Annotated in this window: 20 protein-coding genes; 8 read left to right on the forward strand and 12 right to left on the reverse strand. The window is 67.6% G+C overall.

All coding sequences use genetic code 11. From position 1 onward, the window contains the following. Positions 1-2: 2 nt before the first annotated feature. The 5 genes from AB3G31_RS21505 to AB3G31_RS21525 all read left to right on the forward strand — a co-directional run bounded on the left by AB3G31_RS21505 (position 3) and on the right by AB3G31_RS21525 (position 6,142). Complete coding sequence (locus AB3G31_RS21505; protein WP_367848076.1) at positions 3-1,961, forward strand: MacB family efflux pump subunit; 1,959 nt, start codon at positions 3-5, stop codon at positions 1,959-1,961. A 5-nt stretch (positions 1,962-1,966) separates the two neighbouring features. Further along, positions 1,967-3,325 carry an efflux transporter outer membrane subunit gene (locus AB3G31_RS21510; RefSeq protein WP_367848077.1) on the forward strand — a complete coding sequence of 453 codons (1,359 nt, stop codon included), beginning with the start codon at positions 1,967-1,969 and terminating at the stop codon, positions 3,323-3,325. Between the two features lie 109 nt (positions 3,326-3,434). After that, positions 3,435-4,811 (forward strand): acyclic terpene utilization AtuA family protein, encoded by a 1,377-nt coding sequence (locus AB3G31_RS21515; protein WP_367848078.1) that lies wholly within the window; start codon positions 3,435-3,437, stop codon positions 4,809-4,811. After that, complete coding sequence (locus tag AB3G31_RS21520; RefSeq protein WP_367848079.1) at positions 4,808-5,161, forward strand: hypothetical protein; 354 nt, start codon at positions 4,808-4,810, stop codon at positions 5,159-5,161. Before AB3G31_RS21515 ends, AB3G31_RS21520 begins: the two co-directional genes overlap by 4 nt. A 12-nt stretch (positions 5,162-5,173) precedes the next feature. Then, on the forward strand, positions 5,174-6,142 hold the full coding sequence (locus AB3G31_RS21525; RefSeq protein WP_367848080.1) for a Bug family tripartite tricarboxylate transporter substrate binding protein: 969 nt from the start codon (positions 5,174-5,176) through the stop codon (positions 6,140-6,142). A 104-nt stretch (positions 6,143-6,246) separates the two neighbouring features. Here AB3G31_RS21525 and AB3G31_RS21530 read toward each other — a convergent pair whose 3' ends face one another. From AB3G31_RS21530 to AB3G31_RS21560, 7 genes are read right to left on the reverse strand one after another with little or no spacing between them, the layout of a single operon-like run. Continuing rightward, positions 6,247-7,149 carry an amidohydrolase gene (locus tag AB3G31_RS21530; RefSeq protein ID WP_367848081.1) on the reverse strand — a complete coding sequence of 301 codons (903 nt, stop codon included), beginning with the start codon at positions 7,147-7,149 and terminating at the stop codon, positions 6,247-6,249. A gap of 13 nt (positions 7,150-7,162) precedes the next feature. Continuing rightward, on the reverse strand, positions 7,163-7,939 hold the full coding sequence (locus AB3G31_RS21535; protein ID WP_367850399.1) for an ABC transporter ATP-binding protein: 777 nt from the start codon (positions 7,937-7,939) through the stop codon (positions 7,163-7,165). A 38-nt stretch (positions 7,940-7,977) separates the two neighbouring features. Further along, positions 7,978-8,829, reverse strand: coding sequence for an ABC transporter ATP-binding protein (locus AB3G31_RS21540; protein WP_367848082.1), 852 nt, complete (start codon positions 8,827-8,829; stop codon positions 7,978-7,980). 7 nt (positions 8,830-8,836) lie between these two features. Continuing rightward, positions 8,837-9,739, reverse strand: a complete 903-nt coding sequence (locus tag AB3G31_RS21545) for an ABC transporter permease (protein ID WP_367848083.1) — start codon at positions 9,737-9,739, stop codon at positions 8,837-8,839. Beyond that, entirely contained in the window at positions 9,739-10,755 is a 1,017-nt protein-coding gene (locus tag AB3G31_RS21550) for an ABC transporter permease (RefSeq protein ID WP_367848084.1), read from the reverse strand. The genes AB3G31_RS21545 and AB3G31_RS21550 overlap by 1 nt, the downstream gene beginning before the upstream one ends. 33 nt (positions 10,756-10,788) lie before the next feature. Beyond that, the gene (locus tag AB3G31_RS21555; protein WP_367848085.1) at positions 10,789-12,408 is read right to left on the reverse strand and encodes an ABC transporter substrate-binding protein; all 1,620 of its coding nucleotides are present in this window, start codon (positions 12,406-12,408) and stop codon (positions 10,789-10,791) included. A 49-nt stretch (positions 12,409-12,457) separates the two neighbouring features. Further along, positions 12,458-13,612, reverse strand: a complete 1,155-nt coding sequence (locus AB3G31_RS21560) for a mandelate racemase family protein (RefSeq protein WP_367848086.1) — start codon at positions 13,610-13,612, stop codon at positions 12,458-12,460. Positions 13,613-13,799: 187 nt separating this feature from the next. Here AB3G31_RS21560 and AB3G31_RS21565 point away from each other — a divergent pair, with 187 nt between their 5' ends. Both AB3G31_RS21565 and AB3G31_RS21570 read left to right on the forward strand, forming a co-directional pair. Beyond that, complete coding sequence (locus AB3G31_RS21565; protein WP_367848087.1) at positions 13,800-14,570, forward strand: FadR/GntR family transcriptional regulator; 771 nt, start codon at positions 13,800-13,802, stop codon at positions 14,568-14,570. 181 nt (positions 14,571-14,751) lie between these two features. After that, positions 14,752-15,807 (forward strand): porin, encoded by a 1,056-nt coding sequence (locus tag AB3G31_RS21570; protein ID WP_367848088.1) that lies wholly within the window; start codon positions 14,752-14,754, stop codon positions 15,805-15,807. Between the two features lie 18 nt (positions 15,808-15,825). On the opposite strand, the gene AB3G31_RS21575 is transcribed toward AB3G31_RS21570, so the two are convergent. Next, entirely contained in the window at positions 15,826-17,085 is a 1,260-nt protein-coding gene (locus AB3G31_RS21575; protein ID WP_367848089.1) for a murein transglycosylase A, read from the reverse strand. Between AB3G31_RS21575 and AB3G31_RS21580 the strand changes: the two genes are divergently transcribed. Beyond that, positions 17,018-17,158 carry a hypothetical protein gene (locus AB3G31_RS21580; protein ID WP_367848090.1) on the forward strand — a complete coding sequence of 47 codons (141 nt, stop codon included), beginning with the start codon at positions 17,018-17,020 and terminating at the stop codon, positions 17,156-17,158. The genes AB3G31_RS21575 and AB3G31_RS21580 overlap by 68 nt on opposite strands. A 10-nt stretch (positions 17,159-17,168) precedes the next feature. On the opposite strand, the gene AB3G31_RS21585 is transcribed toward AB3G31_RS21580, so the two are convergent. The 4 genes from AB3G31_RS21585 to AB3G31_RS21600 all read right to left on the reverse strand — a co-directional run bounded on the left by AB3G31_RS21585 (position 17,169) and on the right by AB3G31_RS21600 (position 24,730). Beyond that, on the reverse strand, positions 17,169-17,795 hold the full coding sequence (locus AB3G31_RS21585) for a response regulator transcription factor (RefSeq protein WP_367848091.1): 627 nt from the start codon (positions 17,793-17,795) through the stop codon (positions 17,169-17,171). A gap of 13 nt (positions 17,796-17,808) precedes the next feature. After that, positions 17,809-19,743 (reverse strand): sensor histidine kinase, encoded by a 1,935-nt coding sequence (locus AB3G31_RS21590; RefSeq protein ID WP_367850400.1) that lies wholly within the window; start codon positions 19,741-19,743, stop codon positions 17,809-17,811. A gap of 68 nt (positions 19,744-19,811) precedes the next feature. Then, the gene (locus tag AB3G31_RS21595; protein WP_367848092.1) at positions 19,812-20,627 is read right to left on the reverse strand and encodes a carbon-nitrogen hydrolase family protein; all 816 of its coding nucleotides are present in this window, start codon (positions 20,625-20,627) and stop codon (positions 19,812-19,814) included. Further along, positions 20,624-24,730 carry a YhdP family protein gene (locus AB3G31_RS21600; protein WP_367848093.1) on the reverse strand — a complete coding sequence of 1,369 codons (4,107 nt, stop codon included), beginning with the start codon at positions 24,728-24,730 and terminating at the stop codon, positions 20,624-20,626. Before AB3G31_RS21600 ends, AB3G31_RS21595 begins: the two co-directional genes overlap by 4 nt. Position 24,731: the final 1 nt, after the last annotated feature.

Raw genomic sequence — 24,731 nt, forward strand, 5'->3', positions numbered from 1 at the left:
GCATGGACACCACCGCCGCCAGCCCGCTGCTGGAAATCACCGCCCTGCGGCGCGAGTTCCCGGCAGGCGAGGAAACCATTGCCGTCCTGAAAGACGTGAACCTGCAGATCCGTGCGGGCGAGATGATCGCCATCGTCGGGGCCTCCGGCTCGGGCAAGTCCACGCTGATGAACATCCTGGGTTGCCTGGACCGGCCCACCACCGGCTCCTACCGCGTGGCCGGGCGTGAAACCGGCCAGCTGGATGCCGATGCGCTGGCCGAGCTGCGGCGCGAACACTTTGGCTTCATCTTCCAGCGCTACCACCTGCTGGGCGACCTGAGCGCGCTGGGCAATGTGGAAGTGCCCGCCATCTACGCAGGCAAAGACAGCGCCGCCCGCCACGAGCGCGCCGCCGCCCTGCTGGGCCGCCTGGGCATGGCCGACCGCATGCGCCACAAGCCCGGCCAGCTCTCCGGCGGCCAGCAGCAGCGGGTGAGCATTGCGCGCGCGCTGATGAACGGCGGCAGCGTGATCCTGGCGGATGAGCCCACCGGCGCGCTCGACAAGAACAGCGGTGCCGAGGTGATGAAGATCCTGCAGGAACTGCACGCCGAGGGCCACACCATCATTTTGGTGACGCACGACATGCAGGTGGCCGAACACGCCCAGCGCATCATCGAGATCAGCGACGGCGAGATCATTGCCGACCGCCAAACCCAGCCCCCCCGTGCCGCCCCCGCCTTGCCCGCGCCCCCTGCGGGCCACGCAGGCTGGGCGGCGGCCTGGGGCCGCTTCACCGAGGCCTTCCGCATGGCCGTGCTGGCCCTGCGCGCGCACCCGCTGCGCAGCTTTTTGACCATGCTGGGCATCATCATTGGCATTGCCTCGGTGGTGTCGGTGGTGGCGCTGGGCGAGGGCTCGCGGCTGCAGGTGCTGAAGAACATCAGCTCCATCGGCACCAACACCATCGAGGTTTTTTCCGGCACCGGCTTTGGCGACCAGCGCGCGGGCCGGGTGCGCACCCTGGTGCCGGCCGATGCCGACGCGCTGGCCCAGCAGGTGTACGTGGACAGCGTCACGCCCACCGTCTCCAGCTCGGCCACGCTGCGCTTTGGCAATGTGGCGGTGACCGGCAACATCAATGGCGTGGGCGAGCAGTACTTCCGCGTCAAGGGCGTGAAGCTGGCCCAGGGGCGCTTTTTCAATGCCGCCAGCATTGCCAATCTGGCGCAAGAGGTGGTGATCGACGACAACAGCCGCAAACAGCTGTTCCCCACCAACCCCAACCCGGTGGGCCAGGTGGTATTGCTGGGCAGCGTGCCGTTTCGAGTGGTGGGTGTGGCGCAGAAAAGCGAATCCGGCTTTGGCAATGCCGAGGCCTTGAACGTCTACATCCCCTACACCGCCGCCATGCGCCGGGTGCTGGGCCAGGCCTACCTGCGCTCCATCACCGTGCGCGTCAGCGACGATGCCTCGTCCAAGGCCGCCGAGGCCGGGGTCACCCGCCTGCTCAAACAGCGCCACGGCGTGACGGACTTCTATGTGCTCAACACCGACACCATCCGCCAGACGATTGAAAGCACCACCCAGGTGCTGACCCTGCTGATCTCGGCCATCGCGCTGATCTCGCTGGTGGTGGGCGGCATCGGGGTGATGAACATCATGCTGGTGTCGGTCACCGAGCGCACCGGCGAAATCGGCGTGCGCATGGCCGTGGGGGCGCGCCAGAGCGACATCCGCCAGCAGTTCCTGATCGAAGCCGTGCTGGTCTGCCTGGTGGGTGGGCTGCTGGGCATTGCCTTGTCGCTGGCCATCGGCTGGGGCTTCAGCCTGCTGGGCACCAGCTTCCAGATGGTCTATTCCACCAACTCCATGGTGGCGGCCTTTGCCTGCTCCACCCTGATCGGCGTGGTGTTTGGCTTCTTGCCCGCCCGCAACGCCGCCCAGCTCAACCCGGTCGAGGCCCTGGCCCGCGAATGATGTTTATGCTGCACTCCAAAACCACCCTGCTCTACGCGTTATTGCTCTCTGGCTGCGCCAGCCTGCAAACCCCGTACACCGCACCCGTCACCCAGGTGCCCGCGCAGTGGCAATACGCCAGCGCCACCACGGCCATGGGCAGCGACCCGTGGTGGACCCGCTTCAACGACCCGGTGCTCAACCAACTGGTCGAACAGGCCCTGCTGCGCAACAACAACCTGGCCGCCGCCACCATCCGGGTGCGCCAGGCCCAGTTGCAGGCCGGGCTGGCCGAAAACCGGCCCAACTTCAGCGGCAGCCTCAACACCAGCGCCAGCCGCGCCCTGGAGGGCAACGCCAGCACCGCCCGCAGCAGCGGTGCCAGCCTGGGCGCAAGCTACGAGATCGACCTGTGGAACAAGCTGGGCAGCCAGCGCGACGTGGCCTTGTGGGAAGCCCGCGCCACCGAACAAGACCGGGCGGCGACCGCCCTGGCCCTGGTCGGCACCACGGCGCAGCTCTACTGGCAACTGGGCTACCTGCACCAGCGCCGGGCCGCCAACCAAAGCAACATTGCCAACGCCGAAAAAACCCTGCAGCTGGTGCAAGCCCAGGCCAATGCCGGGGCTGTGGGCGGGCTGGAGCTGGCCGAGGCCCGGCAAAGCCTGCTGGCCCTGCAGGCCAGCGACACCACCCTGCAGCAGCAGGCCGTGGCCGCCAGCACCGCGCTGGCACTGCTGTTCGACGCCACCCCCGGCAGCCCCCCGGCCCAGCCGCAGACCCTACCCCAAAGCCCGCTGCCCGAGGTGGCCGCTGGCCTGCCCGCCGAGCTGCTGGCCCGCCGCCCCGACCTGCGCGCCGCCGAGCTGCGCCTGCGCGAGAGCCACGCGACCATCGCCGCCACCCGCGCCAGCTACTACCCGGCCTTGACGCTGACCGGCGCACTCGGCACGTCCAGCACCTCGCTGCTGAACCTGCTGAGCAACCCCGTGGCCAGCCTGGGCCTGGGCCTCAGCCTGCCGTTTTTGAACCAGAAAGAGATGGACCTGAACATCCAGGTGGCCCAGGCGCAAAGCGAGGCGGCGGTGGTCAATTTCCGCCAGACCCTGTACACCGCGCTGGGCGATGTAGACAACGCCTTGTCCGCCCGCCAACAGTACCGCCAGCAAGCCGTGTTGCTGGCGCAGGTGCTGCAGGCCGCCACCGAGGCCGAGCGCCTGTACGAAGTGCGCTACCGCGCCGGTGCCGTGGCCCTGAAACCCTGGCTGGATGCCCAAACCGCCCGCCGCAACGCCGAGATCGCCCTGGCCGAGAACCGCCTGAACCAGTTCAACAACCACGCCACCCTGGTGCTGGCGCTGGGCGGCGATGCGGTGATGCCATAGGGCTTGAGTGCTATTGTTAACGTAGCTGCTCTCGCTTATATTTATTGGGTTAAAGCCGATTTTTTCTTGTAAATTAGAGGGCGACCCCTGATTTTCAAGAAAGACAGCCATGCCCCCTGTGACCCTCTCCCCACCGCCCCTGCTGCCCTTGCGCATAGGCTGCGCCGCCGGGTTCTCCGGCGACCGGGTCGATGCGGCGCAGGCGGTGGTGGACAGCCTGGTCGCCCAGGGTGGCCCGGCGGTCCTGATATTTGAAACCCTGGCCGAGCGCACCCTGGCCCTGGCCCAGTTGCGCCGCAGGAACGACCCGCAGGCCGGGTACGAGCCCCTGCTGGACGCGCTGCTGCGCCCGGTGCTGGCGCGTTGCCTGGCGCACGGCATCCGCATCATCAGCAACTTTGGCGCGGCCCACCCGCGGGCGGCGGCGCAGCACATCCAGCGCATGGCACACGAGCTGGGCCTGGCCGTACCGCGCATTGCGGTGGTGTGGGGCGATGACGTGTCGGGGCCTGCCTACCAGTCCGCTTTGCGGGACGAGTTGGGGCCGATGTTTGACACCCTCCCGGTGGTCAGCGCCAATGCCTATATTGGGGCGGAGCCAATTGCCGACGCGCTGCTGGCGGGCGCGCAGATCGTGGTGTGTGGCCGCGTGGCCGACCCCTCGCTCACCGTGGGCCCGGCGCTGGCGCATTTTGGCTGGGCGCGCGACGACTGGCCCCGCTTAGGCGCGGCCACCATGGCCGGGCATTTGCTGGAGTGCGGCGCGCAGGTCTGCGGCGGCTACTTTGCCGACCCCGGCTTCAAAGACGTGCCCGGCCTGGCCACCGTGGGCTATCCCATCGCCACGCTGCAGGCCGATGGCAGCTGCAGCATCACCAAGGCCGATGCAACGGGCGGCCTGGTCAGCCTGGCCACGGTGAAAGAACAACTGCTGTACGAGGTGCACGACCCTGCCGCCTACCTCACCCCCGACGTGGTGGCCGACATTACGGCCGCCCGCGTGGCCCAGACCGGCCCCGACGTGGTGGCCCTGCAAGGTGTGCAAGGCCACGCCCGGCCCGCGTCGCTGAAGGTCAACGTCTGCTACGAGGGAGGCTGGCTGGCCGAAGGCGAAATCTCCTACGCCGGGCCGCGGGCCGAGGGCCGCGCCCGGCTGGCCGCCGAGGTGCTGCGCCAGCGCCTGCCGCAACTGGCGCTGCGGGTGGACCTGATCGGCGTGCTGAGTGTGCTGGCCGACGACAGCGGCGGCTTGCTGGCCAATACGCCGCCGGGCGAAGCGAGAGATGTGCGCCTGCGGGTGGCCGCCAGCCATGCCGACAAGGCCCAGGCCGAGTGCCTGTGCCGCGAAGTCACCGCCCTGTACACCTGCGGCCCGGCGGGCGGCGGCGGGGTGCGCACCACGCTCACTGCGCGGCTGAACACGGTGTCGTGCCTGCTACCCCGCACCCTGGTGCCCACCGGATTTACCCTGCTGGAGGCCGCATGACAGATACCTTCCCCCTCTACCGCGCCGCCCACAGCCGCACCGGCGACAAAGGCAACCGCTCCAATCTCAGCGTCATCGCCTACCGCCCCGAACTGTTCGCCCTGCTGGAGCAGCAGGTCACCGCCCAGGCGGTGGCGGCCCACTTTGCCCACAAACAGCCCAAAACCGTGGAACGCTACGTGTTACCGGCGCTGCAAGCCATGAATTTTGTACTGGATGAGGTGCTGGACGGCGGCGTGAACGGTGCGCTGAACCTGGACAGCCACGGCAAGGCCCTGTCGTACTGGCTGCTGGATTTGCCCCTGACAATCCCCCCCGCACTCCAAGTTTTTCTGCAACCCGAACACTAAACGAGACACCTTATGCGCCGCAATCTTTTGACCCTCGCTGCCGCCATGGCCGCTGCCGCCCTGTTCAGCACCGCCAGCCAGGCCCAGAGCTTCCCCGACAAGACCGTCACCTTCATCGTGCCGTTTGCTGCCGGTAGCGCCACCGACCTGCTGGCCCGCGCCCTGGCCCAGGCGGTCACGCTGGATGCCAAGGTCAGCGTGGTGGTGGACAACAAGCCCGGCGGCAACGCCTTCATCGGCGCACAGGCGGCGGCCAGGGCCAAGCCCGACGGCTACACCGTGCTGATCGCCACCAACACCACCCACGCCGCCAACGAGCACCTGTTCAAAAAGCTGCCCTACGACCCGGTGAAAGACTTTGAACCCCTGACGCTGCTGGGCCGGGGCGGCCAGATCATGCTGGTCAACCCCAGCCTGGGCGTGAACACCGTGGCCGAGTTCGTCAAGCTGGCCAAGTCCAAGCCCGGCAAACTCAGCTTCGGCTCGGGCAGCTCGTCCAGCCGCATCGCGGGCGAGCTGTTCAAGCAAATGGCCGGGGCCTATATCGTGGCCATTCCCTACCGCAGCAACCCGCCCGCCGTGACCGACCTGATCGGCGGCCAGATCGACGTGATGATCACCGACATGGCCACCGGTCTGCCCCAGGTCAAGGGCGGCAAGCTCAAGGCGCTGGGCGTGTCCACCCTGCAGCGTAGCCCGCTGGCCCCCGATGTGCCCACCATCAGCGAGGCTGGCGTCAAAGGCTACGAAATGACCTACTGGTTTGCCGCCTACGCCCCCGCCGGTACGCCCGCGCCGGTGGTGGCCCGGCTGAACGAGCTGCTGGTCAAGGCCGCCAAGAGCAGCACCGCCGCCAGCTTCTACCAGAGCACCGGCACCGAAATCACCACCACCACGCCCGAAGGCCTGCGCAAGGTACAGGCCGACGAGTCGGTAAAGTGGGGCAAGATCATCCAGGCGGCAGGCATTGCGCCGGAGTAAGTGGCAATTGCTACGGTTTTAGTAGCTGCTTGCGCTGATGGTATGGGCGGTAGCGGCCTAAAAAGCTTGTAAAAATCAAGCCCCCGCCTGCCGCGTGCTGTGGCCTACAGGCCAAACGGCCAGATGTCCTGGACGGTTTGCGACAGGATGTACTGGCGCTCGGCGGCGGGCAGAAAGCCCAGGTGGTCGCGGTACACGGCGACCATCTTGTCGTAGGGCAGTTCGCTGAGCGAGATCGGCCAGTCGGTACCCCACATCAGGCGCTTGGCACCAAAGCGGTCGTACACGCGCTTCACCTGGTCGAACGCATCGGCATAGGGATAGGCCTGTTTGGACAGGCGCGGCACGTGCGATATCTTCACGTACACCCGGGGGAAGCGCGCCAGGGCCAGCAAGGGCTCCAGCAGCTGCGGCTGGTCGGGTGGCACGTCGGCCATGTGGTCGATCACCACGGTCAGATCCGGGTTCTTCTCGATCAGCGGCACCAGGTCGGCCATGCGCGCACCCGAGGCCAGCACCGTCATCGGCACCTTGAGCTCGGCGCAGCGCCGCCACAGCGGTGCCATCAGCGGGCCGCGGATCCAGTCGCCATCGGCCTGGTCGGACGGGCTCAGGCGCACGCCGCGAAAGCCCTGCTCCAGCGTCAGCCGACTCAGGTGGTCGGGCGCGGCCGGGTCTTCGGGGTTGACGCGGGCAATACCGTGGAACTGGCCCGGGTAGCGCTTGAGCACATCGGCCAGGTAGCTGTTGTCCCAACGGTAGTGGATGACCTGCACGATGACGGTGCGCGCCACGCCGTTGGCCTGCATCAGGTCCAGCAGCATCTCGGCGCTGGCATCGAACTCCGGCGGCTTGCGGCCCTGGGCGAACGGGAAGGCCGGGTCGCGCTTCCACACATGGACATGCGAGTCGATCAGCAGGGGCGCGGCTTGCGCCGCCAGGGAGGGGGACAGATGCGCCAAGGGCGCGGCCAGGGATGCGGCAAGAACGCGGCGGCGGTTCAACATCAAAATCTCCCGGCTAAACCGCCGCGACGGTGGCCTCGGCCATGTCACGGCTGTACGAGCGGCTCGAATCCACCAGCATGCGGGTGTAGGGGTGCTGGGCAGCGTTGTTGCACAGGGCGTCGGTACCCAGGCTCTCCACAATGCTGCCGTGCTGCATTACCGCCACCTGGTCGCACAGGTGGGCCACCACGCCCAGGTCGTGGGTCACCATCAAGTAGGTGAGGCCGTCGCGCTCGCGCAGGTCGGCCAGCAGGTTCAAGATTTCGGCCTGCACCGACACGTCGAGGGCCGAGGTGGGTTCGTCCAGCAGCAGCACGCGGGGCTCCAGGATCAGGGCGCGGGCAATCGCCACGCGCTGGCGCTGGCCGCCCGAGAGCTGGTGCGGGTAGCGGAAGCGGAAGCTGCTGTTCAGGCCCACCTTGGTGAGGATGCTTTCGATGCGGTCGCGCTCCTGGTCCATGCCATGGATGCGCAGCGGCTCGGCCAGCACGGTGTGGATGGTGTGGCGCGGGTGCAGCGAACCGTAGGGGTCCTGGAACACCATTTGCACGCCGCGGCATTGGGCCAGTTTTTGGACGCGGTCCAGCTTGTGGCCCAGGGCGCGGCCTGCAATCTGCAAGTTGCCTTCCCAGTGGGTGTACTGCCCGGCCAGGCAGCGCAGCACCGTGGTTTTGCCCGAGCCCGATTCGCCCACCAGCCCAAAGGACTGGCCCTCGCGCACCTGCAGGTTGACGTTGTTGAGCACGTTGACGGACCCGAAGGCCAGGTGCAGGGCGTTGACATCGATCATGGTCATGGTGAAGTCCTTATGCGCCTTTTAGGCACTTTTTAGGCAGTGAGCCAGGTGGGGTCGCGTTGCAGCACGGGCAGGCGCGCACGGCGCTGGTCCAGGCTGGGCAGGGCGCTGAGCAGGCCCCGGGTGTAGGGGTGCTGGGCGTTGTCCAGGTCGGCGGCGGCAATGCTTTCCACCACCCGCCCGGCGTACATCACCAGCACGCGGTCGCAAAAATGCCGCACCAGGTTCAGGTCGTGGCTGATGAACACCAGGCCCAGGCCGCGCTGGCCCACCAGGTCGTCCAGTACGGCCAGCACCTGCAGGCGCACCGACACGTCCAGGGCCGAGGTGGGTTCATCGGCAATCAGGATCTCGGGCTCGGTGATGAGCATCATGGCAATCATGATGCGCTGGCCCATGCCGCCCGAGACCTCGTGCGGGTACAGGTTGAACACCCGCTGCGGCTCGCGGATGCGCACCGACTCCAGCATGGCCAGGGCGCGCTCAACGGCCTCGGCCCGCGGCACCTTGTTGTGCGCCAGGTAGGCCTCGGCGATCTGCTGGCCCACGCGCACCACCGGGTTCAGCGAGTACTTGGGGTCTTGCATGATCATCGACATGCGCTTGCCCCGGATGTCCTGCATGGTCTTGGGGCTGGCGTCCAGCAGGTCGATGCCGTCGAAGGCCAGCTTGCGCGCTTCGATCTTGGCACTGCGCGGGTGCAGCTTGAGCAGGGCCCGGCCCACGGTGGATTTGCCGGAGCCGGATTCGCCCACGATGGCCAGCTTTTCCCGCGACAGGTTGAACGACACGCCGCGCACGGCGTGCATGGGGCCGTCGGGGGTGGCGAAGCGGATGTGCAGGTCTTCGACTTGCAACTTGGGGGTAGAAGAAGCGTTTTGCATGGCAGGTTTACTCATTGCGGGGGTCGAGCACATCCCGCAGGCCATCGCCCAGCAGGTTGAAGGCCAGGCTGACCAGCATGATGGCGGCACCGGGCGTGGCCACCAGCCACCAGCACTCCATCATGTAGCGGCGGCCACTGGAGATCATCGCGCCCCACTCGGGCAGCGGCGGCTGGGCACCCAGGCCCAGAAAGCCCAGGCCCGCAGCGGTCAGGATCACGCTGGCCATGTTCATGGTCAGGCGCACCACCACCGACGACATCAGCATCGGCGCGATGTAGCGCAGCAGAATGCGGCCGCTGGAGGCGCCCTGCAGCTGGGCTGCCACCACAAAGTCGGCGTTGCGCAGCGACAGGGTTTCGGCCCGTGCCAGCCGCGCAATCGGCGGCCAGGCGGTCAGCGCAATCGCAATCACCGCATGGTCCAGCCCCGGGCCGAGGGCGGCCACGAAGGCCAGTGCCAACACCAGGCTGGGGAACGAGATGAAGATGTCGGTGACGCGCATGAACAGGTTGTCCACCCAGCCACCAAAGTAGCCGGAGATGGCCCCCACGGCCAGCCCCACCGGCCCCACGATCACCGTCACCAGCGCAATGATGTAGAGCGAGATGCGCGAGCCATGCACCAGGCGGCTGAACACGTCGCGGCCGTATTCGTCGGTGCCGAACCAGTGGGCATTGCTGGGAGCCTGCAGCGCCTGCGCCAGGTCTTGCTCCAGCGGGTTGTGGGTGGCGATCAGCGGGGCGAACAGGGCCACCACCAGCAGCACGGCCACCACCACCAGGCCGGCCACGGTCATGGGGTTGTGCAGCAGCCTTTGCAGGATGCGGCGGGCGCTTTGCCGCAGTGCCTGTCCCGCCGTCTGGGGCGTGCTGGATGCGGTCTTGTCGGATAAGGTCAGGGCGGCCATTAGCGGGTCCTCGGGTCAAACACGTGGTACAGGGCATCGGACAGCAGGTTCAGCGTGACGAAGATCACCCCCACCACCAGCACGCAGCCCATCACGGCGTTCATGTCACCCAGCAGCAGGCTGCTGGTCAGGTACTGGCCAAAGCCGGGCCAGGCAAAGACGGTTTCGATCAGCACGGCACCTTCGAGCAGGCCGCCATAGGCCAGGGCCACGATGGTCAACAGCTGCACCAGGATGTTGCGGAACGCATGGCCCCAGACCACACCGCGCTCCGACAGGCCCTTGACCCGCGCCGTGGTGATGTACTCCTGCGACAGCTGCGCAAGCATGAAGCTGCGCGTCATGCGGCTGATGTAGGCCATGGAGTGCAGGCCCAGAATGCAAGCGGGCAGCAGCAGGAACTTGATGGCGTTGCGAAACACCTCCCACTCGCCCGCCAGGGCCGAGTCCACCAGCAGCAGGCCGGTGCGCGGGGCCACCATGCCGTCATAGGCCAGGTCGATGCGCCCCGCTCCCCCCGCCCAGCCCAACCAGGCGTAAAACACCAGCAGGCCCATCATGCCGAACCAGAATACCGGGGTGGAGTAACCAAACAGGCTGATGACGCGCACTACGTGGTCCGCCAGGCGGCCGCGCCGGGTGGCGGCGTATACGCCCAGCGGCACGCCCAGGCCGGTGCCGAGGATGATGGCCATGGTGGCCAGCTCCACGGTCGCGGGCAGCACGCGGGCCAGGTCGTCGGTGACCTTGTGGCCGGTGAGCAGGGCATTGCCCAGGTCGCCGTGCAGCAGATCGCGCAGGTAGTAGGCAAACTGCACCGGCAGGGGCCGGTCCAGGCCCAGCTGCTGGTAGACCTGGTCGTAGGTGGAGCGGTCCGCGTCGGGGCCGACGATGGACAGCACCGGGTCCAGCGGCATGACGCGGCCAATCACAAAGGTCAGCAGCAGCAGACCCAGCAGCGTGAGCACCACGCTCAGCAGGCGGTGGCCCAGAGCGCGCAAGGTGGATGTAGTCACAGAAGTTTCTCCATGGGGTGGACAGCGGACGCTTTAGCGCTGCTTGCTCACATCGCGCAGCCGGGTGGTGGCCGACGGGTGGCCAAAGTAGTTGCGCACGTCCTTGCGCAGCACCACGGTGTCCACCATTTGCGAGAACGGCTGGATCGCGCCCACCTGGGTCTCGTACAGCTTCTGGGCCTCCTGGTACTGGGCGGTCTGCTTGGCTTCGTCGCGCTCGACCTCGGCCTTCTCGATCAGCTGGTTCAGCTCGGGGCTGAAGAACGAGGTGCGCCAGCCCTGGAAGTTGGTGAGCTTGGCCGCGTCGCTGTTGTCCGGGTTGTAGACCAGTGCGCGCAGGCTGGAATGCGGATGGGGTTCCACCCCGCCGCCGCCCCGGCCCACCAGGATCTCGAAGTTGCGTTCGCGCATGGCACCGTAGACTTGGTTGCCGGTGCCCGACAGCACGCTGGCTTCGATACCGGCCTTGGCCAGGGTGGCCTGCAGGCTGGTGGCGATGTTGATGAACGGCGGGTCGGCCAGTACGCGGATGGTGGTTTTGAAGCCGTTGGGAAACCCGGCCTCGGCCAGCAGCTTCTTGGCCGCCGCCACATCCAGCTTGTAGCCGGGGCTGGGCAGGCTGGCGGGCAGGCCCATCTGCACCGGGCGCTGCTGCGGCAGGCCGTAGTTGGGCATCACCGTGGTGTTGATACCGTCGTAGTCGATCAGGTTGCGGATCGCCAGGCGCACGCGCTTGTCGGCAAACTTGGGGTCTTTCATGCTGACGGCCACGTAGTACAGCGTGCCGCGGCGCACCGGGCTGACCACCGCCTCGGGGTTCTTCTTCATGGACTCGATGTCGGGCACCGACATGCCGGAGGCCACGTCCAGGTCGCCACGCTCCAGCATCAGGCGCAGCGACTGCGACTCGGTCATGTGCCGCATGATGACGCGCTTGAGCTTGGCCGGGCCGCGCCAGTAGCCGTCAAAGCGGTTCATCAGCAGGGCATCCTTGGCGCGCCACTCCACCAGCGAAAACGGGCCCGACCCGGCGGCGTGGGTGATCAGCCAGGCCGCCCCCATGTCGCCATTCTTCTCGTTTTCCATAACCTTCTTGCGGTCCAGCACCACGGAACTGACCGAGGTGGCCAGGGTATAGAGCACCATCTTCGGGTCGGTGGGTTCGGGCAGGTCGATCACCAGGGTGGTGGCATCGGTGGCGCGCACGGCCTTGTCCACATTCTGGGCGGTGAAACCATAGCTCTTCCAGGGCGAGGCCATGGCCAGGTTCAGCTTGAGCACGCGCTGCAGCGACCAGGCCGCGTCTTCCGCCGTCAGGTCATTGCCCGACTGGAACTTCACGCCCTTGCGCACCACCAGGGTGATGCTGCGGCCATCGGCAGACACTTTCCAGCTCTCGGCCAGGCCGGGCTGCATCTTGCTGATGGCCTGCGGGTCCAGTTCGATCAGGTAGTCGTACAGGTTGGCGGCCAGCTCGACCACGTCGTTGCCGGTGGCCGCAGCCGGGTCCAGCGACAGCAGGTTGTTCATGCTGAAGCCGACGATCAGCTGGTCGTCCGGGGTCTTGGCTTGCGCCACCGCCCCCAGGGTGCCGAGTGCCAGGGCGACAGCGACGGAAATGGCGCATTGGCGCAGCAACTGTGTGTGGTTCATAGGTGTCTCCTCGAGGTGGATAGGGTGGCGCAACCGTTGGGTGGGGCGTTTAGTAGGCGTTGCGCGTGTGGGCTTCGATGTAGGCGAAGTTGATGTCTTCGCCCAGGCCGGGCAGCTGTGACAGGTGCACATAGCCGTCGGCATCCATCGGGTCGGCCAGGGTGTTCAGGTAGGCGGGCACTTCGTCGTACTCCAGGAAGGGGTGCAACAGGCCGCGCTCGTACCAGCGGGTGTTCTTGATGGCCGCGCACACCGCCAGGTTGGCCGCGCCGTTGCCGTGCACTTCGCACTGCATGCCGAAGGATTCGGCCAGGTGCGCCACCTTGAGCGTGGGGGTGATGCCGCCCACGCCGGGCACACCGGCACGCAGGATGTCGCAGGCACCGGCCTTGACCCAGTCGGCCCGGCTGTGGTGCTTGCCCGACAGGCTTTCGGGCCCGACGATGGGAATGTCGAGCTGGTCGGCCAGCCAGGCGTACGAGGCCATGCTTTGCTCGTTCATCATTTCTTCGAACCAGGTGAAGTTGAGCTTCTCCAGGGCGCGGCCAATGGTCAGCGCGTCGATGCGGCTGTAGTTGTGGTAGCCGTCCAGCATCAACGGAATGTTGGGGCCGACAGCTTCGCGCACGGCGGCGCAGGCCTGGATGTCCATGGGCACGCTGGGGGCAAAGGAGACCGGCGGCATCCAGGTGTGCAGCTTGATAGCCTTGTAGCCGCGCGCCACCAGCTTGAGGGCGAAGTCCCCGTACTCTTGCGGGGTGGACAGGCCGCCCTGGAGCTCGTCGCCGCACATGGTGCTGCCGTAGGCGGGCACCTTGTCGCGGTAGCCACCGATCAGGCGGTACACCGGCTGGCCCAGCACCCGGCCGGCCAGATCCCACAGCGCCTGGTCTACGGCGGCCAGGGCGCGGTCCGTCAGTTGCCCGGCGCTGCCGCGCTGCCAGTGTTCCAGGCCGTGCCAAAGCTGCTCGCGCTGGAACGGGTGCTGGCCGACCAGCACCTTGCGCACAAAGGCTTCCAGCACATGGGGGCGGATCACCTCGGGCGGCGCAAAAGCGTAGCCGCTGTGCCCCTCGTCGGTGGTGATGGTCAACAGGGCCATCTTGCCCAGGCCCTCGGGTCCGGGGTGGGAATGGCCCGCCGTGTCCACCGACCGGCGGGTCGGGAAGGTGAATTCGGTGCCGTGTACGCTGGTAATTTTCATAAGATTCCTTCTATGTCATCGGTCGTCAGACTGGAATGGATTTTAGGCAGCACGTCAGACGTGTTGAATCAGTAGAAACCCTTAAATACCGGGTTTTCTCCGGATGGACCCGCGCTGGCATCAGTCGTCTGGCGAGACACGCGGGCCGCGTTATAGTCAAGGGTCCATCCATAGCCCCCGCCACACCATGTTCCCTACGATGCCTGACCATCCCGCGCGGACCAAAAGCCAGCCGCAGCGGGTGGTGGACGGGGTTTCCGAACGCATCCACAGCGGGGCCCTCAAGCCCGGCGACCGGGTGCCGTCCGAGCCGGGACTGATGCAGGAATTCAATGTCAGCCGCACAGTGGTGCGTGAAGCCATGTCGCGCCTGCAGGCCAGCGGCCTGGTCGAAACCCGGCAAGGCGTGGGCACGTTTGTACTGGCATCGGCCGCCCCCGAGCCCTTGCTGGCGATCGGCGCGCGCGACCTTCAGGTGCGCCAGAAGCTGGCCATGCTGGAGCTGCGCATCAGCCTCGAGTCCGAGGCCGCCAGTCTGGCCGCTGTGCGCCGCCGCGAAGAGCATCTGGTGGCGATGCGCGCCGCGCTGGACGCTTTCGACGCGCAGCGCCGCACCGGTGGCAGCACCACCGAACCCGACTTCCAGTTCCATGTACAGATTGCCGCAGCCACCGGTAACGAATACTTCGAAGAGGTGCTGACCAGCCTGGGCAACGCGACGATTCCACGGGCTGCGCCCGATGCCGCCGCTTCCCGGGACAGCAAGCCCGCGGCGCGTTTTGGCGAAGCCCAGCCCATGCTGGAGAGCGGCAAGGCCATTACCCAGCGTGAGCACGAAGCCATTTACGAGGCCATCCGCCGGGGCGATGCCGCCGCCGCGCGGGCGGCGATGTTCATGCACCTGAGCAACAGCCGCGAGCGCATGCGCGCCAACACGGAAAGCGGCGCCAGCCACTAGCCACGCGCCAGCCAGTCGGCGCAAACCGCTACGGGCATGGCCCCGTATAGCGCACAAAAACCACAAATTAAGGGTTTTTACTGATTCCGTGGGGACGGGCTCTTTCTTATTATTCGCCAAGTCGTCAGACGACTGACGTATGACTAGAAAATCCCCCCACCCCCACAGGAGTCCTGTTCCCATGCAAACCAAACTCATCACCGCGCTGGCCTTCGGCGCATTTGCAAGCGCCGCTTCGGCCCAATCCAGCGTGACCTTGTCCGGCATCGCCGATGCCTGGGTCGGCCAGACCCGGCACAAGGTGGGTGTCAACCCACCGGGTACGGGCTACGTGGTGGACAGCGGCGGCGCCCAAGCCAGCCGCTGGAGCCTGCGTGGCACCGAGGACCTGGGCGGCGGGCTGAAAGCCAGCTTTGTGCTGGAGCAAGGCTTCGCGCTGGACAACGGCACCGTCTCTACCGTCTCGGCCTCCAACGTGGGCTTCAACCGCGGGGCCTACCTCGGCGTGTCGGGCGACTTTGGCGACCTGCGCCTGGGCCGCATGCTGGGGGCCTTCGATGCCTTGCGTGGCTCGACCAACCACCTGTACGACTCGTCCGGCTTTGCCTCGACCGGCCAGGTCTGGGGCGCGGGCGCCACTGCCGCCAACGGCCTGCCCGCCGTCACCGGTACCGACTACCTGGCCCGGGGCAACAACACGGTGATGTACATCACGCCGTCGGTGGGTATTTTCAGCGGCTCGGTGAGCTTCAGCGCCAACGAAGGGGCCTCCACCGCCACCGAATCACCCCGCACGATCAGCGCCCATGGCAAGGTCACGCAAGGCCCGTTGCGCGTCGGCTACTCATACCAGGCCGAGAGCTACACCACGGGCAAGAACAAGTTCCACCTGGTCGCAGGCAACTACAACTTCGGGCCGGTGAATATGGTGGGGGCCTTCCAGCGCCAAATCGACGAGCGCATCGCCGGGCACCAGAGCTCCAAGGAATGGGAACTGGGTCTGGACGCGCCCTTCGGCCAGGCCACGGTGGCCATTGGTTACGCCAGTGCCAAGACCGAAAACAGCCTAGGCCGCAAAGTGGTGGACGCCCACGGCCTGAGCCTGATGGCCACCTACGACCTGTCCAAACGCACCCGCCTCTACACCGCGTTCCGCCAGCTCAAAACCGAACGCGCGGACGGCAGTGTCTCGCTGGACGCCTCGCGCCTGGGTTTTGGCGTAACGCACAAGTTCTGAGGCGGCGGGGCGGCGGCCCTATTTCGGCCAGAGCACCCAGAGCTTTAAGGGCTGCTTGAGCCGACCGGCCAGGTCGCCCGCCTCGGGGCCCCAACCGGCGAAATAGTCGGCCCGTACGGCCCCAGTGATGGCACTGCCCGTATCCTGGGCGAAGACCAGCTTTTGCAGGGGTGCCCAGGGGCCGGGCGAGGCCAGCCACACCGGTGTGCCGTAGGGAATGCTGGCGGGGTCCACGGCAATCGAGCGGCCCGGGGTCAGGGCCACGCCCTGTGCGCCCCGGGGACCGAAGGCCATATCCAGCTCCGACAGCACTTCTTCGCGGAAAAACACGGTGCGCGGGTTGCTCCACAGCAACTCATTCACCCGCTGGGGGTTTTGCACAATCCAGGCCTTGATGCCAGGCCAGGTGGCATCGCGGATCAGGCCCTGGTCCAGCAGCCAGCGGCCCACGCTTTTGTAGGGCTGGTCGTTGGTACCCGCATAGGCCAGCCGCACCAGGCGCTGGCTGCCGTCGGCCTCGGTGATGCGCAGGCGCCCCGAGCCCTGGATTTGCAGCACCAGCGCATCCACCGGGTCGGACAGCCAGGCAATCGCGCGCCCGGCCAATTGGGCCTTGGCCTCGGGCAAGGTCTCCATTTCCTGCCGGGTGTACCAGGGCTTGCGCTGGCCCAGGGTGGCCGGCGGGCGGTACAGGGGTACGGCGGAAGCGCTGGTGGGGTTGCGGGTGCCGTCCAGCAGCGGCTCGTAGTAGCTGGTGAGCAGGCCCTCGGAGCTGCCAAGCAGCGGCTCCACCTTGTAGGGCTGCAGGCGGGCGACCATCCAGGCGCGCTGCTCGTCGCCGCTGCCGATGCTCAGGCGACGCACCTCCTTGCACAGCGGCGCCTGGACCGGGCCGGGGCGCTCGCAGCTTTTGGTCCAGGCGTTCCAGGCCTCGTGCAGCGGGTCCTGGCCAAAACCGGGCAGTTCGGCCCAGCGCACCGCCGTCCAGCGGCTTTTGCCCTGGGTGATGGGGGGCGGCAAGGGACCGGTGTCGCCCGGGACGGCGTACGGCGGGGCCTCAGGGAGGCCGGGCACGGTCGGCACCGCCGCCGGGGTAGATGGCGGGGCTTCGGGCATGCGGGTGGCGCAGGCGGCCAGGGTTCCTACAATCGCGGCCAGAGCGGCTTGGCGCGCGCCGCGCGCCGAGAAAAAATCTACAAGGAGTCGGGGCATGGTGTTGTTGTTACTGGAAGCGCTGGGAGCGGGGGTGTTGCTGGTGCTGATTGTCTGGTGGACCATGTTCTCGGGCCGTAAAAACGGCGAAATCGTCCAAAAATCGGAAGAAAAAGAGCCGCCAGCGCCCATTGAATAAGCGTGAGAAGCTACATTTTTTGTAGCAAATTGGCCAATTCCACGGCCGACTTCACTTCCATCTTGTCAAACACCCGGCCCCGGTGGACTTCCACCGTGCGCACGCTGATCTCGAGCTGGTCGGCAATCAGTTTGTTGGGCAGGCCCAGCACCACCAGCCGCATCACGTCGCGTTCGCGCTCGGTGAGTTCGGTCAGGCGGGTTTGCAGGCGCTGGCGGCCTTCGCGGGCGCGCAGGTTCAGGGCCGACTGGGCCAGGGCCTGCTCGATGCGGTCCACCAGCGCATTGTCGGAAAACGGCTTTTCGCAGAAGTCAAAAGCCCCGCGCTTGACGGCGTCCACGGCGGTCGGCACATCGGCGTGGCCGGTCAAAAAGATCACCGGCATGGGCTGGTGCAGCCCGCGGGCAATCAGCTTGTCGAACAGCGCCAGTCCGCTGATGCCGGGCATGCGCACATCCAGCAGCAGGCAGCAGGCCTGGCGCGGCACAAAGCCGGTGGCCAGCATGGTCTCGAAGGCTTCGGCGCTGGGAAACCCCTCGCTGAACAGGCCACGCGAGCGCAGCAGCCACGACAGCGCATCGCGCACGCTGGCATCGTCATCCACGATGAAAACGGTGGCATCTTGTACGGGTTGCATCAGTGCCTCACAATTATTCGGAGATCGGCAGGGTAAACCGAAACACGGTGCCTTGCGGCCAATTCGCCGCGAAACCGAGCGAGCCCCCATGCTGCTCCACCACCGTGCGGCACAGACTCAGACCCAGGCCCATGCCTTCGTCCTTGGTGGTGAAAAACGGGGTGAACAGGCGCTCGGCCACCTCGGGCGGGATGCCGGGGCCCCGGTCCGACACCGCAAACTCGACCCAGCCAGCCAGCGGCGGCGGCAGCTGCGCCACCCCCAACACCAGCACCCGCTTGGCCACGGCGGGGTGCTCCATGGCCTGCATGGCGTTACGCGTCAGGTTGAGCAGCACCTGCTCGACCATGGAGCGGTCGCACAAAACGTTCGGCAGTACATCGTCCACGGCCAACTGCACTTGCACGCCCAGCTTGCGGGCCTGCAACTGCACCAGCGGCAAAATGGCATCCAGCAGCACCTGCGGCGCGACCGGCTCGCGCACCTTGGCCCGGCGGCGCACAAAGTCGTGCACGCTGCGGATCAGCTTGCCCGCGCGCTCCACCTGCTCGGCGATGCGGCGCATGGCGGTGGCCAGGTCCGCGGTGTCCACCAGAGTGCCGCCAGCCTGCAAGCGGTTCAGCGAACCGGTGGCGTAGCTGGAGATGGCGGCCAGCGGCTGGTTCAGTTCGTGGCTCAGCAGCGAGGCCATTTCGCCTACCGTGGCCAGCCGGGCGGTGGCCTGGAGACGGTCCTGGCTGGTGCGCGACAGCTCTTCGGCGCGGCGCTGTTCGGTCACGTCCACCACCGCACTCATCCAGCCGGTGTGCGCGCCCTGGGCATTGATCAGCGGGGCCTCCATGACCAGCACCGGAAAGACGCTGCCGTCCTTGCGCATGAACACCGAACTAAAGCCTTCGCGGGGTGGCGCGCTGCCTGCCATGCGGATCTCTTGGCGCTGCTGGTATTCGCTGGCCAGATCGGGAGGCCAAAACGGCGCAGGCATGCCGCGGCCCCACAGTTCGTCGGCGGAAAAGCCCACCATCTGGCAAAACGCCGGGTTCACGTAGGTAATGCGGCCTTGCAGGTCGCGGGCGCGCAGGCCGGTGAGCAGCGAGTCCTCCATGGCCTTGCGAAAGGCCAGCGCTTCGGCCAGGTTGCGCTCGGCGCTGAGGCGCCGACGGGTGTCCTTGACCAGCAGCGCGGTCACCGACACCAGGGCAATCGACATCAAGGTCACCAGCGCCGTCATCAGGTTGGGGTACACCTCGGGGTCGCCATGCCAGCTGTCCATGCGCAACACCATGGTGTTGCCGGGCAGGTTGACCAATTGCCGCGCAGAAAACACCCGCGTGCCGCGCCGCGCCGAGCCGTGCAGTACCAGGCGGGTGCCATCGGGCTCGATAAATGACACCTCCTGGCTGCGGCTGAGTTGGCGGCCCACCATGTCGGCCAGCACATCGCCCAGTGCGTAGGTGGCCACCAGATAGCCGGTGAGCTGCCCGTGGCTGATCAGCGGCATGCACATTTCCATGACCTCCAGCCCCAGTCCATCCAGCTGCGGTAAAAAATAGCTGCTGGAATACGACGGGCCGTTGGCCCGCTTGGCCAAGGTGCAGGCCAGGGTGACATCGGGCTCGGCATTTCTGCTGCCCAACCACTCAAAGGCCTGGGGCCGAAACGGGCTCTCGGCCAGGGCCAACACCGTCAAATCGGGTCGCCGCCATTCCACCCGCAGCAGCTCGCGGTGCAGGCGCACAAACTCGGCGGCATCGACGCGCCAGGAGCCGGGGCTGGGGTCGTTGAACTGCAAGGCTTGCAGGCTCAGCACATTGCGCCCCAAGCCCAGCCGTACGTCGTCCGCCGCGGCGGCGGTATCCCGCTCCAGCGTGTCCTGTACCTGGCTGGCTTCAAACCGCCCGGCCAGCCAGACCAGCGTGGTCAGCACCAGCGCCAGCAACAACAGCATGACCACCCACAGCGACCAACGCTGCCACCAGCGTAGCCAGCCCACCCGGGATCGCGGCAGCAGGGCGCTCACAGAACCCGGTGCTCCAGCGCGGGCAACTGGGCACGGCATTGCGCCAACCGGGCGGCGTCCAGCGTACCCGCCACCACGGCCTCGCCCTCGGCGTGCTCGGCCAGTACCGTGCCCCAGGGGTCTGCCAGCAGGCTGTGGCCCCAGGTGCGGCGGCCATTGGCGTGCAAGCCGCCCTGGGCCGGGGCCAGCACATAGGCCAGGTTCTCTACCGCGCGGGCGCGCAGCAGCAGCTCCCAATGGGCCTGGCCGGTGGTGTGGGTAAAGGCGCTGGGCACCAGCAGCAGGTCGGCACCGAGCGCGGCATAGCGGCGGTACAGCTCGGGAAAGCGCAGGTCGTAGCAGATGCTCAGGCCGATGCGCCAGCGCCGACCATCCCGTGCCGGCAGTTCAAACAGCACCGGCTCGGTGCCGGGCTCCAGCACCCGCGACTCGTCAAAGCGCTCGTGCCCGTTGTCGAAGCGGAACAGGTGGATCTTGTCGTAGCGGGCCACACAGGCCCCGCTGGGGTCGAACACCAGGGTGCTGTTGCGCACCCGGCTGCCGTCACCCACAGTGATGGGGAGCGTGCCGCCCACCAGCCACAGGCCCAACTGGCGCGCCGTGGTGGCCAGAAAATCCTGGATGGGGCCGTGGCCCAGGGCCTCCTGGATCTGCAGCTTGTCGGTATCGCGCTGGCCCAGCAGGCAAAAATACTCGGGCAGCACCGCCAGCTCGGCACCGCGGGCGGCGGCGTCGGCCAGCAAGGCGGCGGCGCGTGCCAGGTTGGCCTGCACGTCGGTACCCGAGACCATCTGGATGGCGGCGACATTCATGGGGTGGGTTCCGGTTTGGTGGGGGCCTGGGCCTCGACCTTGGCGCCGAACATCTTGTGCGGCACCTTGGTGATTCTGGGGTCGGCCCAAGTGCCGTCGATGTGGAATTGCTGGGTGGCGGCCTCGGCCAGGGGGCGGCTCAAAAACCACTGTGCCAGAAATGTGCCCAGGCCGATGGCGGGGTTGATGACGGCAGCCACCAGCGAGGCCGTGCCGGCGTTGATCTCGGGCACCACCAGCACTTTCAGGTCCTGGGTTTCGCGGGCAATGTCGGCGCTGCCCTCCATCATCACGGCGGCGTTCACGCCCTTCATTTGCAGATTATTGGTGGTGGCGCGGCCCAGCTCGACCTGCACGTCGCCACGTACCGAGTCAAACGCAAAACCCTCGCTGAACACATCGCGAAAATCCAGCGCCAAGCGGCGCGGCAGGGCCTGCAGGTTCAGCACGCCCAGCAGCTTGGCCAGGCCCGGGTCGGCCTTCAGGAACTGGCCACTCTCTACCGCCAGGTTGAACTGCCCGCCCAGCGTGGCGGTGTCCAGCGCCAACGGTGACCCCACCCAGCCGACCTGCCCCGCCATCTGGCCCTTGCCGCGCCGCACCACCCCCGGCATGCCAAAGCGGGCCAGCAGTTGCCCCGCGTCGGCAATATCGAGCTGGAAGTTCAGCGTGGTGCGCCGGGGCGTGGTGGGCCCGGCACGGCCCCCCAGGGCCACCCAGTTGCCGGTGGCACTGAGCTGCGCGTCGGGGTTGGAAATGCTGAGCTTGTTCAGGCGCCACTCGCGCACACCTGCATCGACCAGCCCGACCCCGCCCACACGGCCGCCGCGGTTGACGGCCTCCACCTCGACCCGGCCCAGTTTTTTGCCTTTGAGCTCCAAGGCATCCACCACGATGTCCAGCGCGGGCACGGTCTCCGAGGGCTCGTCCAGCAGGGTTTCCACTTCGGTGGCGGTGCTGGGGGCCAGTGTCAGCCGGGTCAGCCGGGCGTAGACACGGCCCGGGCTGGAGTCGATGGATTGGCGGTATTCCATGTAGCCGTTGAGTTCCTGGGCGTCGACGTTGGCGCGCCAGGTGGTGGCAAAGTGCGAACCGCTGAGCACCAGTTGGTGCAGCGTGCGACCGCCCAGCGTCAAGACCTTGGCCTGCACCGCCAAGGTGGTGGGCAGGTACCCCCCGGTCGCCGCAGGCGCACTGGCGGCCGCTGGCGCAGCGTCCAGTGTGGCGGCCAGCGCCTGCCAGGCATCGGCGTTCACCGTATCGACACGGATGTTGGCCGACACGCCCTCGGCGGGCATCAGCACCGCCTCGCCGGGCGGCAGGCCCACCGACACGGTGCCGCGCAGCACCCGGGGCGCCGGGCCGGAAATGTCGCGCACATAGGCCACCGAAGCCACCGAGCCGCCCGCCCCCAACTCCAGCGCCAAACTGTCACGCAGCGGCCCACCGGTGCCGGGCAGCAGCGCGTTGTCAAACCGCAGGGGCAGCGCCGTGTCGGCGGCTTTGGCCAGCGGCGCGGGCAGGTTCAAGGCCACGCCCTGCAGATTGCTGACCACGTTGATTTCCGGCACGCCCTGGCGCGCACCCACCACGGCGGTGTAGGCCGCACTGCCGGTGGCATGGCGGGCGATCTGCGCCACCGTACCCAAGCCGGTGGCCTGGCGCAGCCCTTCCGCCGTGGCCACGCCCTGCACCCGCATCTGTACAGCGCCCTTGGCAGCGTCGGCCATGCCGCCTTCGATCTTGGCATCGCCGCCCAGCATCCGGGCCTGGCCGCCGACCACCATGAAACCGGTGTCCGAGAAGTTGACCACCCCGCGGGCGCGGGCCAGCGCCGGGCTGCCGGGGGTGATCTGCACATCGTTGCCACCCAGCGTGATGCTGCCCTGGACCTTGCTCTTGTCGAGGCTGGCAATGGGCAACTGCAGGCGCAACTGCAGGTCGGCCAGGCCGCTGGCCGTGGCCTGGGCGAGGGCTTGGCCGGTGATCTCGGCCAGCGGCGAGCGGTTGACCACACCCAGCATGTCGGCCAGCGGGCCACGCCCCTGGGCCTTGAACACCACCACGCTGTGGCCCAGGTCGGCAATCCTGGCTTCGGCCTGGGCCATCTGGAAACCGGTGGTACCGGCCAACGTGGCCGTCGCCCGGTGGATCTGCAAGGTGTTGCCGTCAAACACCAGCTCGCCGGACAAGCGCTCCAGCGCTGGCCAGGGCAAGGCCTTGGCAGGCTGCAGGCTGGGGGGCACATAGGCATAGGTGGCGTCGCGCACCTCGGCGGCAATACGGAACTCGCCCTGGCCGGGTTGGGAAAACGGGAAGTCGAACAGGTCGCCCTTGACGCGGAACTTCACCTGGTTGGTGCGTCCCGCCAGCACCGCATCGCGCACGTAGTGGCGCACCTCGGCGTCCAGTTCCAGGGGCAGGTAGCGGTGCACCCGCGCGGCATCGCCCCGGCTGAGTTGGCCCTGCAGGTCCAGTACACCCGGAATGCGCGCGCGGCTGCCCGACTTGGCGGGGTCGCTGCTGCGCCACTTGACTTGCAGCAGGCCCTCGGCATCGGCATTGGCAAACCGCACATCGCTGGCCTGCACCGCCAGGGCTTCACCCTGCTGCTGCCACGCCACCGTGGCCGAAAGCTGCTCCATGGGCACCACCGGTTCCTCGAACAGGCCGGGCAGGTCCAGCGCTCCCTGGGCGATGCGCACGGTGGCTTTGCCCCCGGCCTGGCTGACGTCAAAGTCCAGCGCCGCACCGCGCACACCGGGGCGGCCCAACGGGGCCCGGTCTTTGGGGCTGGGCGCGGCGGGTACTCCGGCGGCCACTTCCAGCCCGGTGATGCGGCCTTGGGCGCTATAGCTGGCGGGGTTGGCCAGGGGGCCATTCCAGCGGGCGGCGATCTGCTCCACCAGCCCCTGGGGTTCGTAGGTGGCCAGCATGCGGTGGGTGGCCGGGCCCAGCGGCAGGCTGGTGGCCATGTGGGCCAGCAGGGCCAGGTCCAGCCGGTCGGCACGCAGCTCGCCTTGCGCGGGCAGGCGGGGGGTGGCGTCCTGCAGCCGCAGCGTCAGGTTGCCGCCCGGCCAGGCGCGCCCGTCGTCGGTGGTGAACTGCAGGCCCTCGGTGGTGAGCGCCATGCTGTCCGCGGCCTGCTGCAGGGTGATGCGGCCTTGCAACGACTGCAGCGCCAATGGCTGCAGGTCGGCGGCCAGGGTGGCGCGGGCACCGACCAGGGCCACATCGGCTGTACCGCTGGTCACCCGGCCGTGCCGGATATCGGCCCACAGCCGCAAAGCCCCCACGCCCGCCTCCACATCCACCCCCACATCGGCATAGCGGCGCAGTTGCGACACATCGACCCGGGGCAGGCTGGCGTAGGCCGGGCCGTCCCAGTCCTGCCAGCGGCCCCGGTGGGTGCTGAGCAAGGGCTGGCGAAAGCGGGCGCTGAGGCTGAAACGGTCTCCCCACTCGGCGGGGGGCGAGGCATCCAGGCGCATCTGGTGGCCCAGGCCCTTGTTGCGCATCACCAGATCCACGCCGCTCAGGACCAGCGGGGGGGCGGCGCGCTGCTCGTCGGTCCAGCGCACCGTGCCGCCGCGCACCACCAGCTCGCTCTGGGCAAACAGCCAGTCCAGGGCCCGGCCATCGCCGCTGCCGGTGTGCGACACATCCAGCCCGGCGATGAAGACCGTGCCGTCGGCGCTGCGGCGCACATCCAGCGCGGGCTGCTCGATCCCCAGGGTCTCGAAACCGCGCTTGAGCAGCGACGCGGGCGACACCGTAGCCGTGACCCGCGACAGCGTCAGCGCCTCGCGCCCCTGGGCGTCCAGCAAGGCGACATCGCGCAGCTCGAACGAGGGAAACAGGTGCTCCGACTGGGCCGAGATGGCTCCGATGCGCACCGGTACCCCCAGCGCCTGGCTGGCATAGGTTTCCAGCCACGGGCGAAATTCGCCGATTCGCGGCACAATCCAACCGTGTAAAGCCCCCCAGGCCAAAGCCAGCGCCAGCCAGGCTGCCGCCACCAAGCCCAGACTCCAGGAGGCGGCTGTGGCCGCCCATCGGAGCAGGCGTGTGGGATAGGGCTTGGATTCAGTCATTGGACACATG

The sequence above is a fragment of the Rhodoferax sp. WC2427 genome (genome assembly GCF_040822085.1).
Classification (GTDB): Bacteria; Pseudomonadota; Gammaproteobacteria; order Burkholderiales; family Burkholderiaceae_C; genus Rhodoferax_B.